Origin of the sequence: Flavobacterium sp., from assembly GCF_031422135.1 — a bacterium.
In the GTDB taxonomy this organism is placed as follows: Bacteria; Bacteroidota; Bacteroidia; order Flavobacteriales; family Flavobacteriaceae; genus Flavobacterium.
The window spans coordinates 57,494-69,525 of record NZ_JANOQD010000007.1 but is presented as its reverse complement, the minus strand read 5'-3'; the positions used below and the strand labels follow the sequence as shown (position 1 = coordinate 69,525).

At 31.4% G+C, this 12,032-nt stretch carries 12 protein-coding genes; 3 read left to right on the top strand and 9 right to left on the bottom strand.

Features of this window, described 5'->3' with window-relative positions; translation table 11 throughout:
- Position 1: 1 nt before the first annotated feature.
- The 5 genes from RMO70_RS01670 to RMO70_RS01650 form a co-directional block, all read right to left on the bottom strand.
- Positions 2-604, bottom strand: a complete 603-nt coding sequence (locus tag RMO70_RS01670) for a hypothetical protein (RefSeq protein ID WP_310554687.1) — start codon at positions 602-604, stop codon at positions 2-4.
- 82 nt (positions 605-686) lie between these two features.
- Positions 687-1,958 (bottom strand): serine--tRNA ligase, encoded by a 1,272-nt coding sequence (serS, locus tag RMO70_RS01665; protein WP_310554686.1) that lies wholly within the window; start codon positions 1,956-1,958, stop codon positions 687-689.
- A 165-nt stretch (positions 1,959-2,123) separates the two neighbouring features.
- A complete protein-coding gene (locus tag RMO70_RS01660) occupies positions 2,124-3,269 on the bottom strand; it encodes a lycopene cyclase family protein (RefSeq protein WP_310554685.1) in 1,146 nt (381 codons plus the stop codon).
- Between the two features lie 28 nt (positions 3,270-3,297).
- Positions 3,298-3,762 carry a thioredoxin family protein gene (locus RMO70_RS01655; RefSeq protein ID WP_310554684.1) on the bottom strand — a complete coding sequence of 155 codons (465 nt, stop codon included), beginning with the start codon at positions 3,760-3,762 and terminating at the stop codon, positions 3,298-3,300.
- Positions 3,762-6,041, bottom strand: a complete 2,280-nt coding sequence (locus RMO70_RS01650; RefSeq protein WP_310554683.1) for a TonB-dependent receptor domain-containing protein — start codon at positions 6,039-6,041, stop codon at positions 3,762-3,764. The genes RMO70_RS01655 and RMO70_RS01650 overlap by 1 nt, the downstream gene beginning before the upstream one ends.
- A 108-nt stretch (positions 6,042-6,149) precedes the next feature.
- Here RMO70_RS01650 and RMO70_RS01645 point away from each other — a divergent pair, with 108 nt between their 5' ends.
- Genes RMO70_RS01645 through RMO70_RS01635 form a run of 3 tightly spaced genes read left to right on the top strand, consistent with a single transcriptional unit; the run spans position 6,150 to position 8,056 of the window.
- Complete coding sequence (locus RMO70_RS01645; protein ID WP_310554682.1) at positions 6,150-6,803, top strand: metal-dependent transcriptional regulator; 654 nt, start codon at positions 6,150-6,152, stop codon at positions 6,801-6,803.
- 23 nt (positions 6,804-6,826) lie between these two features.
- Entirely contained in the window at positions 6,827-7,645 is an 819-nt protein-coding gene (locus RMO70_RS01640; protein WP_310554681.1) for a ZIP family metal transporter, read from the top strand.
- 18 nt (positions 7,646-7,663) lie between these two features.
- Positions 7,664-8,056: a hypothetical protein gene (locus tag RMO70_RS01635; RefSeq protein WP_310554680.1), complete on the top strand. Its 393-nt coding sequence runs from the start codon at positions 7,664-7,666 to the stop codon at positions 8,054-8,056.
- Positions 8,057-8,198: 142 nt separating this feature from the next.
- Here the strand turns inward: RMO70_RS01635 and RMO70_RS01630 are convergent, their stop codons facing one another.
- The 4 genes from RMO70_RS01630 to RMO70_RS01615 all read right to left on the bottom strand — a co-directional run bounded on the left by RMO70_RS01630 (position 8,199) and on the right by RMO70_RS01615 (position 11,916).
- Positions 8,199-8,684, bottom strand: a complete 486-nt coding sequence (locus RMO70_RS01630; RefSeq protein ID WP_310554679.1) for a PAS domain-containing protein — start codon at positions 8,682-8,684, stop codon at positions 8,199-8,201.
- Between the two features lie 186 nt (positions 8,685-8,870).
- On the bottom strand, positions 8,871-10,964 hold the full coding sequence (gene feoB, locus RMO70_RS01625) for a ferrous iron transport protein B (RefSeq protein ID WP_310554678.1): 2,094 nt from the start codon (positions 10,962-10,964) through the stop codon (positions 8,871-8,873).
- On the bottom strand, positions 10,964-11,206 hold the full coding sequence (locus RMO70_RS01620) for a FeoA family protein (RefSeq protein WP_310554677.1): 243 nt from the start codon (positions 11,204-11,206) through the stop codon (positions 10,964-10,966). The genes feoB and RMO70_RS01620 overlap by 1 nt, the downstream gene beginning before the upstream one ends.
- A 32-nt stretch (positions 11,207-11,238) precedes the next feature.
- Positions 11,239-11,916: an SCO family protein gene (locus RMO70_RS01615; protein ID WP_310554676.1), complete on the bottom strand. Its 678-nt coding sequence runs from the start codon at positions 11,914-11,916 to the stop codon at positions 11,239-11,241.
- Between the last annotated feature and the right edge of the window lie 116 nt (positions 11,917-12,032).

The window sequence follows — 12,032 nt, the reverse complement described above, 5'->3', positions numbered from 1 at the left end:
TTTAAAAAGGATAATAAGCATATTGAAAATCTTTTACTTCAGATTTATGTGAACTCATTTTAATACTTTCCCATTTCTCATTTACTTTAGACACCTTATATACTTTGGTAAAATATTTTTTTTCTTTCGGATATGCGATAGAATAATATATGTCAACAGCATTCATAGCTATGGGTGTTTGGGTAAATTTAATAAAATTTTTAGTTTCCCATAATCGCTTCTCTAAAGAAGTGTTTTTATGCAAAACAGAATCTAATAATTCCATTTTTTCACCTTCGTTTCCTCTAGTAATCCATAAAATTTTGATGTTGTGAGTTTTTTCGAATTTGTTAATCGATATGGTATCGCTTAAAACATCTTCATATTTTTCATAAAATTTATCTAATCCTGATTTTTTCAAACCTTCCATATATTCATAAGCTGCCGTTCCACAACCAAAAATTTTCGTTTGAGATTGAACAAGAATTGTATCGGAAATTTCTTCCGTTTCTAATGTTTTAAAAAAAGCGACATAAGGGCTATTGTTTTTTGCATCTATTTTTTCAAGTCTTTTACAACTAAAAATGATAACAAACCCAACAAGTAAAAACAGTATTTTTTTCATTGCCTTCCCTTTCATAAAAAACAAAGTACTAATGTAACTATTTTTTAAGTTTCAATTAGCACTTTATGAAATATTTAAGTTTCTAGTTTATAATATCAAACCCCGTATATTTTCGCAATACTTCAGGAATTACAATTCCTTCGGCTGTTTGATAGTTTTCTAAAATTCCTGCCAAAACTCTTGGTAATGCCAAAGAACTTCCGTTCAATGTATGTGCCAATTGCGTTTTTCCATCTTTCCCTTTAAAACGAAGCTTCAATCTATTGGATTGAAATGTTTCAAAATTGGATACAGATGAAATTTCTAACCAACGATCTTGCGCCGTAGAAAACACTTCAAAATCGTAAGTCAAAGCCGAAGCAAAACCCATATCACCACCACAAAGACGCAAAATTCGATATGGCAATTTTAATTCTTGCAAAATATTTTTAACGTGTTCGACCATTCCTTCCAACGCTTCATAGGATTTTTCTGGATGTTCGATACGTACAATTTCGACTTTATCAAACTGATGCAAACGATTCAATCCACGCACGTGAGCGCCCCAAGAACCTGCTTCACGACGGAAACAAGGTGTGTATCCCGTTGCTAAAACTGGCAACTCGTTTTCTTGCAAAATCACATCTCTAAAAATGTTGGTTACAGGAACTTCGGCAGTTGGAATCAAATACAAATCGTCTTTGGCATCGTGGTACATTTGTCCTTCTTTGTCAGGCAATTGTCCTGTACCATAAGCAGAAGCTTCGTTGACCAAATGTGGCACTTGGTATTCTAGATAGCCAGCATCGGTGTTTTTATCTAAAAAGTAAGAAATCAAGGCACGTTGCAACTTGGCTCCTTTTCCTTTGTAAACCGGAAACCCTGGTGCTGTAATTTTGGTGCCTAATTCAAAATCGACAATGTCATATTTTTTAATCAAATCCCAATGTGGCATTGCACCCTCATGAAGTTTCGGAATTTCGCCTTCTTCAAAAATGTTTAAGTTTTCCTCAGGAGTTTTCCCTTCAGGAACCATATCGGCTGGAAGATTAGGTAATGTATATAGTTTGTCTAATAACTCTTTGGCGAAAGCCTCTGTTTTTTCAGATAAATCTTTGCTTTTTTCTTTTAACGAATGTACTTTTTGTTTCAGAATTTCGGCTTTCGATTTTTCGCTATTTTTCATTAAATCACCAATGTCTTTGGATAATTTATTAGTTTCCGAAAGAATATTGTCCATTTCAAGTTGCGTGGCACGACGGTTTTCGTCAAGTAACACAACATCTTGAACCGTTTTCGTGGCATCGATATTTCGTTTTGCTAATGCTTTAACTACTTTTTCTTGGTTTTCTCTGATGAATGCAATTTGTAACATACTATTTTTTTATATGGAAGCAAATTTAGTAATAAATAGTGATGAAAAACATCTATTTTTAATCAAAATGACCGAAATAAAATAATCACAAAAAAATTTACACGAATTACACAAATTAACACGAATCTCTATTTTAATTCCTGAAAAATTCGTGGTAATTCGTGGTTAAAACCTAAAAATTCGACCAATAAGTGCTTTGATAAATGGAAGTTTTGGGCATTTTAACATTACTTGCAAATCTTCCCAATACGAAGTTTCGTGATCCAAAAATTTTAAAACTAAATTAGGATTTCCGTTTTTGAATAAAGCCGAAAAAACGGTTGAACCCAACTCGTTATTTTTATCCAAAACGTCAAGAAATAGCAAATCGTAAAACCAAAATTTATCTTTCTTTTGAAATTTTCTAAAATCTGTGTCTTTTTGAAGAAAAGCTACTAATTTCTTGGCTTTTTTGGTTGTATGTTTAAATGTAAATCCTGTACTCGCCTTGGTCCAACCGCCAGCTGATCCAATATTTATGGTATTTTTAGTATTGTGTTTCCAAAATGGGTAACACGTCATCGGGATATTACCTTGTTCTTTTTCGGTAATTTCAAAATCAGAAACGCTTAGTTTTTTTAAATAAAGTAGAATTTCAGCTTCGTATTCCTCTTTTTTTAATAAATCGTGTGAAAATAGAGTTGGTTCCAACAAAGCTTCGGTTGTTGATGTTGGCAAAACATACATAAACCGTGTATTGCCCTTTTGTTCAATAGAAAAATCCATAAAAGTGGCTTGCTCTGGATTGAAAACTGCTTCTTTCGTTTTGACAAACCAACCTATAAAATGTTGTGATAATAACGGGTATTTGGTTTGTGATTTTACAATTTCGGGGTTGTAAATACTATTGAAAAGTGTATCGCAAGTATAGTTTTGGTTCTCAGAAATTACCACAACTTGATTTTCATTGTCATTAAAACGGATGATTTTTTCGTTTACAAAAGTGATATTGTTTTGTTTTTTAATCAAATCAAAAACGAGATTGTAAAAATCAAATCCACGAATCATTTTATATTGATAGGGATTAAAATCTAAATCACGACTAAATTTTTGATTGGCAAAAATTGCATTATCCCATTTTTTGGAAACAATTGCATCAAACTGTCCCTTTTCTTTTTCCCAAAAACACCAAGTTCTGTCGTTGGTTTTTTTAGCATCAATATCAATTAGCAAAATGGTTTTGTTTGCAAATTTTTCAGAAATCATCATTTCATAAACCGTCATTAAAGACGATAATCCAGCTCCAGCAAAGATATAATGGTAGTGTTTCAATTTTAAAATTTCATCAAAAATAAGTAATTTATTCTTTTAATTCCCCCAAAATATTAATTAAATCTTTCGCATTTAAAAAACTATTGTGTTGAAAAATAATCTCCTTTTTTTCATTTAAAACGCACAATGTTGGATAATTAATTTGATTGTTAATTGTTCCCAATTCAATTGCCAATTCGTGAATTCCCGAATTACTCCCTTTTGGTTTGAAAGCAAAATCTTGTTTATTAAAAACTATTTTTCGTTTTTCTTCAGCGTTAAAATCTACAAAATAAAATTTTTCATTTATTAGTTTTATAGCATCCTTATTTTTGAAAGTTTTATTCTTCATTACTTGGCAATATTTGCACCAATCAGCGTGAATAAAAACGATAACATTTCGTTTTTCTTCTTTTTGCAAACTATCAATTTGCTCAAATTGTACCATATTCAGTTGGGCAAAACCTTGCGGAATTGCCCAAAAAAAACTAATAAAACAAATTAAAATCTTCATTACTTTAAAGTATATCTTAATCCAAAAAAACCTCTAATTCCTTGATTTTGTGCATACACATATGTAGTATCAAAAGTTAAACCATACGGATTTTGCGCTGTTACTAAAACTTGTCCATTGGTATCATACTGAACATTTGCATCAAATGGGTCATTTACATTGGCTATCAAAAACGGATTGTTTTGTTTTGGTAAAAAATTCAACAAGTTTTTTACACCAGCATAAAACTCAAAATTATTAAAACCCGAATAAGTAAATTGCACATTCTGAATACTATGTGTTGGAGAATTTGGCGCTCGTGGGTCTAAATCGTTCAATAATGGTAATTTCATAGAACCATATAAATTGCCTGTATAATCAATAGTCAGATTTATGGGTTTTATTTTATAGGACACATTCCAAGTTCCTGTAAAACGCTCTGTCAAAACAGGAATTATACTAATTCCGTTTTCAATGTTTCGATTATCCAAGAACGAAAAACCTGTAATGATTTTCAAACCATTGGGGAAATTTACATCAATATTCGAAGTTATTCCTTGGCTTATAGCATAACCATTTATGTTATCATAAATAATTTTGTTTGGGTCAGAAATATAATCATTGACAATTTTATTACTAAATCGAGTATGATAAAACGAGGTTTCAATTCCAATAAAAGTTCCATTTTCAAAATTAAACTTCTTAATATAATTCAAATTTATATTTACAGATTGCTCGGGTTTCAAGTTGTTTTTTATTACAACTTCTCGAGAACCTGTTAGTGCAGCGTGGTCTTCGGTAAATAAATTAACCACTCTAAAACCTGTTCCAGCATTTAATCTTATGATATTATTATCGTTCAATTTTAATTTATAGGCAATTCTTGGTGTAAAAATGTTTCCGTGAAAAGAGTTATAATCATATCGCAAACCCAAAAGAAGTTTATTTTTGTCATTAAATGCAATTTCGTCTTGAACAAAAATTCCTGGTAAAAATGTTTTTTCTGCTTTATTCTCGCCGTTACTATTTGAGGTCGCAGGCGTATTATCATCATAATAATTGTATCGCAAAGCAGTTCCCAAAAGCAAATCGTGTTTCCCGATTTTTTTATCCCAAGTCAATTGTCCAAAAGCAATTTTTTGATTGGCAATATAACTTGTAGTTCCATATCTGCTATCTTGAAAATGCACATTTCCCGAAAACGAAAACATAATTTTTTCAGAAGAGGGCAATTGATAATTCCCTAATAATTCGCCACGTTTGGTATATATACTTTCACCATAAATTTGGTTTCCGCCACGATATTTTCGTTTCCAACGTATATCGCCACCAAAACGATCTTCATATACGCCTCGTGCGGCAATTGTAAACAACCTATTTTCTTTTCGTTCGAAAGTCCATTTTTGGAATAACGAAATCCTATCGGACAAAGTTACATCTGTAAAATTATCTTTATCATTATCAACTCGGTTTCCGTATTTAAAATAGTTCAGCCCAAAAAGTGCAATCGCTTTTTTACCTATATTAAATTTTGCGCCCAAATCAATATTGTTTTCAAGATAAGAAGTCGAAAAAACATCTGCCGAAAATCTCAGAGCATTCGTTGCGTTTTTGGTAATAATATTGATCAATCCTCCAACTGCTTCACTTCCATAAAGTGACGATGCTGGCCCTTTTACAATTTCTATTCTTTCGACCAACGAGTTTGGAATTCCAGATAAACCATAAACGGTCGATAAACTACTCACAATTGGCATCCCGTCAATCAAAACTAAAGTATAAGGGCCTTCAAGACCATTTATGTGAATATCGCCAGTATTACAAACACCACAGTTCAATTGAGGACGAACTCCATTAACGTTTTGCAATGCTTCATAAATACTAGCAGTTGGGTTTTGTTTAAAAAATTTCGGAGAATACACTTCAACAGGAACTGGACTTTCTAATCTTCGAACAGGTTTTAAAGTTCCAGAAACCACAACTTCGTTTAAGTTATTTTGAGTTTCTTTTAAATCAAAATTTACAATCAAACTATCGTTCTCTTTTACAACAATATTTTTTCTAACCATTTCGTAACCTACTGCTGATACTTGCATCTTATAACTACCAATCATTAAATTTTGAAAGTTATAATTACCTAAACTATCGGTTTTTATTTTTTGTTTTGTGTCAATCAAAAAAACTTCGGCTTGTTTTAATCCTATTTTTTCTGCTATTACTTGACCTGAAATTGTTTGTTTATTTTGTGAAAAACCAAAAGTTGTAATTAATATAACGAGTAATGAAAATATATTTTTCATATTAATAAATAATTTTTAGGCAAACCTAAATATAATTTTAATTATAACAAAATTAATTATATTAAATATTTAAAAATTAATTTTATTATATTTGGAAAAATATTTTTTATGACCATTTCTGAAGAAAACTATATTAAAGTAATATATCATTTGTCATTAGTTTCACCAACTGGAGTTAACACTAATGCCATTGCTGGAATGTTGAATACCAAAGCATCATCGGTAACTGAAATGTTAAAAAAATTATCTGATAAAAGTTTATTGATTTATCAAAAATATCAAGGTGTAAACTTGACAGAAAGTGGTTTGCTTTCTGCTAAAATGATTGTCAGAAAACACAGATTGTGGGAAGTTTTTTTGGTTGAAAAACTTAATTTTTCTTGGGATGAAGTTCACGAAATTGCCGAAGAATTAGAACATATAAAATCAGAAAAGCTTATAAATAAATTAGATGAATTTTTAGACTTTCCTGCATTTGATCCACACGGCGACCCAATTCCTGATGAAAATGGAGCTGTCAAAAAAGTCGAAAAACTATTATTATCTGAAGCAAAAATTAATCAAGATTACCAATGTGTTGGCGTAAAAGATACTTCAGTAGCATTTTTGCAGTATCTTGACAAACAACAAATTTCCTTAGGTTCTAAAATGAAAATTCTTTCGAAAGAAGATTTTGATGCCTCGCAAACTATTGAACTTGGTAAAAAAACTTTGGTGATTTCTAACAAAATTGCCGAAAACATATTCATAAAATTAAAATAAAAGGTAACTAAAAAAAAACAGCTATGTATCAATCTATTATCGATTATTTTACCAGTATTAATCCAATATTAGCGGCACTTTACGCTACTTTATTTACTTGGTTTGTAACTGCTCTTGGCGCCTCATTTGTATTCTTTTTTAAGGGAATGAACAGAACTGTTTTTGATGGTATGTTAGGTTTTACAGGTGGTGTTATGGTTGCGGCAAGTTTTTGGAGTTTGCTTGCGCCATCTATAGAAATGTCTGAAGGAGCTGGTTTTATAAAAGTAATTCCTGCTGCCGTTGGTTTTGCGCTGGGAGCAATATTTATTTTTGGACTAGATAAAATTTTACCTCACATACATATTAATTTTAAAGAAACTGAGGGTATAAAATCACCTTGGCAACGCACCACATTATTGGTTTTGGCAATTACTATGCACAATATTCCCGAAGGTTTAGCAGTAGGGGTTTTGTTTGGTGGTGTTGCAGCTGGAATTCCAGAAGCTTCGATTGCTGGAGCTGTAACTTTAGCAATTGGGATTGGAATTCAGAATTTTCCTGAAGGAATTGCAGTTTCGATGCCACTGAGAAGAATGGGAATGAGCCGAAGAAAAAGTTTTATGTATGGACAATCATCGGCTTTGGTCGAGCCGATTGCAGGAGTTTTGGGTGCATTAGCGGTAACTTTTTTTACACCTATTTTGCCTTACGCATTGGCATTTGCAGCAGGCGCAATGATATTTGTAGTTGTCGAAGAAGTAATTCCAGAAACACAACAAGCCAATAATACCGATATTGCCACTCTTGGCTTCATTGGTGGATTTATAGTAATGATGACATTGGATGTCGCTTTGGGTTAATAAATTAAATTAAAAAAAATGAAAAATATTTTATTTGGTTTTTTACTTGTTTTTACTGTTTCTTGTGCCTCACAAAGGAACAAATCTATTTCAGATTCTAATACTATCCGTCAGGAAGTTCAAAAAATGAAAGGGAAACAATTGGTGTTAAAGAAAGTAACTAACGAATCTCGCTGTCCAGAAGGAGTTCATTGCATTTGGATTGGCGAAGTTGAAATACTACTTTCCTTATATAAAAACAATAAATGGATTAAAGATAAAACATTATTAATTTCACCCAAAACTGAAAAAGAGTATTTGGAATGGTTTTCTACCTATTATTCTAAGACAGTGACCTCTGTTACTGTGATACCGTATCCAAAAGAAGGTGTGATTATAAACCAAAAAGAGTATTACATCAAAATAAATTAATGACAACCACAGTCATCTGAACCACAATTTTTTTCTGATTTTTTTTTTGCAAAAAACTTATTATATAGGAAGTAGATGGCAACTCCTAAAATTATAAAAGCTATAATTTCTTGAAAATTCATACTGTAAAATTACGAAAACTTTAGGACGCAATTCGTTCGAAAGCAATATAATTTATTAATTTTCCTTTAGAATTAAATTTTGGATAAGCCTCAATATGACATTGATACGTTTCGCCATTTTTTTTATAATTTAAAATTACTTCCTTAAATGGCAATTGATTTTTTACAGCTATACCTATTCTGCAACTAGTTTCTTTTGAAGTGGCTTTTCCTTGAAACATTTTTGGTGTTTTACCTATTAGTTCTTCTGGTGTATAACCGTTTATTTTATGAATTTCTTTTGAAGCAAAAATGATTCTAAGATTAACATCTGTAACTAAAATTTCACCTTTTTGTTTGTATAAATCCAAACTTGTTTTTTTATCTGTCCAACCACCTTGTATCTGATTGAATTGTGTTTCCTCAGAAATAAGATTCGTGTAAAATTCCCAACAAGTTAATGGCAGCGGAATAATTTTTAAATTTTGCTGGTATTTTGCCCATGCGTTATCGAATTCCTTAATCATCGTACTTGTTTTTAGGATTAATAAAAATAGAATAATACAATATACAAAAATAATTTTTTAATTCTATTTACAACTTCAACTAAAGTTAAAATAAATAATAGTTAAATTATTCATTTTTAGGCGTTTACGAAATAAAAGTTAAGATTTAAAGTTAAACGAAACACAAATGTCGGTTTTTAACGTTTGTTACTTCAACAATTGAAAAGCAATAAAAGCAACCGAATAAGCAAATCCACTCATAAAAACCAATTGAATTAAAGGCCATTTCCAAGAGTTGGTTTCTTTTTTGGTAACTACCAAAGTACTCATACATTGCATTGCAAAAGCATAAAAAAGCAGTAGTGAAATTCCAGAAGGCAAGCTGAACAATTTTTCTCCCGTCAACGGATTAATTTCGGCAGATAATTTATTCTTGATGGTTTCCTCTTGATCTCCTGATTCGGAAACACTATATATAGTTGCTAATGTTCCCACGAAAACCTCACGAGCAGCAAACGATGTAACAATTGCAATTCCAATTTTCCAATCATAACCCAAAGGAATGATTGCGGGTTCGATTGTTTTTCCTACTATGCCTATATAGGAATGTTCTAATTTATAAGAAGCAATTTTAGATTCTAAATTTTCTTTAGTACTATTTTGTTTTGTAACAATTTCCGTTGCGTTTTTAAAATCATCGCCTGGTCCATACGATGCCAAAAACCAAAGTATAACGGACAAGGCTAAAATCATTTTTCCAGCACCAAAAACAAACGATTTGGTTTTCTCGATAACATTTAGTGCTACATTTTTAAATAGTGGCAGCTTGTAATTTGGCATTTCGATAACAAAATAAGATTTTGATTGAATTTTCAATATTTTATTTAAAACCCAAGCAGAAAACAATGCCATTCCGAAACCTAACAAATACAACATCATTAAGGTTATGGCTTGCAAACTAATAACACCAAACAATCTTGTTTTAGGTATAACCAATGAAATAATAATAGAATAAACAGGTAGCCTAGCGGAACATGTAGTAAACGGTGTGACTAAAATAGTGATTAATCTTTCTTTCCAGTTTTCGATATTTCGTGTCGCCATAATAGCAGGAATGGCACAAGCGGTTCCAGAAATAAGCGGGACAACACTTTTGCCGGAGAGTCCAAATTTTCTCATTGATTTATCCATCAAAAAAACCACACGACTCATATAGCCACTTTCTTCTAAAATGGAAATAAAAAGAAATAAAAAGGCTATTTGTGGAATAAAAATCACGATTCCACCCAATCCAGGAATGATTCCTTGGACTATCAAATTCGTTAAAACACCAGCAGGTAATTGAGTTTCAACCCAAGAACTTAAACTAACAAAGGAACTGTCTATAAAATCCATTGGAAGACTAGACCAATCGAAAATAGACTGAAAAATCAGCATCAAAATCAAAAAGAAGATTACATAACCAAAAACTTTGTGCATCAAGATTCTATCCAAACGACTTCGTAAGCCTTTGGCGTTTGCAATATCTATGGTTTGACCTATTTTTAAAACATCATTAATAAACTGGTAACGCTTAATGGTTTCTTTTTGTTGCAAGCGTTTGAGATCAGCTTTCGATTTGGTGAACGAAGGGTTGGGTAACTGTTTTCGATCTAAATTTACAAAATTGACATCTTGTGTAATGACCAACCATAATTTGTATAACGATTGATTCGGAAAAGCCCGACGGAGATTTCCAAAATAGTCATCATCAATATTAGAAGCATTCAAACAAGGTTCGGTAGTAATATTTTTATAATTTACAATCAAATTCTTCAATTCAGCTATCCCTTCTCCTTTTCGAGAACTAGTTAATGCAATTTTGGTTTTAAGATGACTTTCAAGATATGGTATGTCGAGCGAAATGCCTTTATAACTCATTCGGTCTGACATATTTATGACAAGAATGGTTGGTATTTCTAAATCCTTAATTTGGGTAAAAAGCAATAAATTACGCTTCAAATTTTCGACTTCCGTAACCACAATGGCAACGTCAGGATAGTCTTTATCGTTTTTATTTAATAATAATTCGATAACTACATTTTCGTCCAGCGAACTTGCGTTTAGACTATAGGTTCCTGGCAAATCAAGAATTGTAGCCTTCAAATTTGAAGACAATTTACAAACGCCTTGTTTCTTCTCGACCGTAATTCCGGGATAATTACCCACTTGCTGATTTAAACCGGTAAGTTGATTGAAAACCGAAGTTTTTCCAGTATTTGGGTTTCCTATAAGGGCTATGTTAATGTTTCCAACTTTCATTACAAGTGATTTTCTGTTGGAATTTCTACCTCAATAACAGAAGCCGTTTCTAAACGAATGGCTAAATGACAATCGTTAATATTCAAATATAAAGGACAACCAAAAGGGGCAATTTGAACCACTTCGACAAAATTGCCAGGCAAACAGCCCATTTCCAATAGCTTTAAAGGGATATTGTTAATGTCAAAATCTTTTATAATTGCTTTTTGACCAATAGCAAGATGAGAAATAGTTAGGCTCAAGTTTATTTAGATTGAATAAATTTAAAACAAAATTAGTCTTTTTTATTGGATTCACACAAAAAAAGAAGGTCTTCCAATAATCTTTCAACTTCTTCTCTTTTCGTACCATCATAAAAACCTCGAACTCGTTTTTTATCATCCACTAAAACAAAATTTTCGGTATGCACCATATCATACATTTCTATTGGATTTCCCGTTTTAACAGCTAAATACGATTTTCTTGCTATGAAGTAAATGTCTTTTTTATCGCCAGTAACAAGATTCCATTTGCCATCAATCACGCCTTTTTTGAGGGCATATTTTTTTAAAACGGAAACATTATCAATATCCGGTGTAACGGAATGAGAAAGCAATAGTGCTTTAGGATTATTTTTTATTTGACTTTGCAGCCAGACCATATTGTCCGTCATTATAGGGCAAATAGACCCACAAGTAGTAAAAAAGAAATCGGCAACATATACTTTCCCTTCATACTCTTTTTGTGTAATGGTTTTTCCGTTTTGATTTGTGAATGCAAAGTCAGCTATAAAGTGTTTGTTAGCAATGTGTTGCATTGTAGTATCCACTAATTCAGGATTAACCATTGAAGGTGTATAAATAGGTAATGATTTTGAAGGTTTTAAGGCAAGATAAAATAATACAATTATCAAAATTGATAAAATGGAAAGCGTTATTAATAACGTTCTAAAATTTTTTAAGAAAGTAAACATTCATTTTTTTACAAAAATACAAAACTGCATACTGTTAATTTGTAAAACAAAATAAAAATGAATGTTAAAAAATTGATAAATAGAAAAAAACGTACTATTTTTGGAAAAAAATTATT

What these genes read in the sequence shown, in the direction of transcription:
- RMO70_RS01670 (WP_310554687.1), bottom strand. Translation starts at nt 604, where the DNA reads ATGAAAAAAATACTGTTTTTACTTGTTGGGTTTGTTATCATTTTTAGT.
- serS (WP_310554686.1), bottom strand. Translation starts at nt 1,958, where the DNA reads ATGTTACAAATTGCATTCATCAGAGAAAACCAAGAAAAAGTAGTTAAA.
- RMO70_RS01655 (WP_310554684.1), bottom strand. Translation starts at nt 3,762, where the DNA reads ATGAAGATTTTAATTTGTTTTATTAGTTTTTTTTGGGCAATTCCGCAA.
- RMO70_RS01650 (WP_310554683.1), bottom strand. Translation starts at nt 6,041, where the DNA reads ATGAAAAATATATTTTCATTACTCGTTATATTAATTACAACTTTTGGT.
- RMO70_RS01645 (WP_310554682.1), top strand. Translation starts at nt 6,150, where the DNA reads ATGACCATTTCTGAAGAAAACTATATTAAAGTAATATATCATTTGTCA.
- RMO70_RS01640 (WP_310554681.1), top strand. Translation starts at nt 6,827, where the DNA reads ATGTATCAATCTATTATCGATTATTTTACCAGTATTAATCCAATATTA.
- RMO70_RS01635 (WP_310554680.1), top strand. Translation starts at nt 7,664, where the DNA reads ATGAAAAATATTTTATTTGGTTTTTTACTTGTTTTTACTGTTTCTTGT.
- RMO70_RS01630 (WP_310554679.1), bottom strand. Translation starts at nt 8,684, where the DNA reads ATGATTAAGGAATTCGATAACGCATGGGCAAAATACCAGCAAAATTTA.
- feoB (WP_310554678.1), bottom strand. Translation starts at nt 10,964, where the DNA reads ATGAAAGTTGGAAACATTAACATAGCCCTTATAGGAAACCCAAATACT.
- RMO70_RS01615 (WP_310554676.1), bottom strand. Translation starts at nt 11,916, where the DNA reads ATGTTTACTTTCTTAAAAAATTTTAGAACGTTATTAATAACGCTTTCC.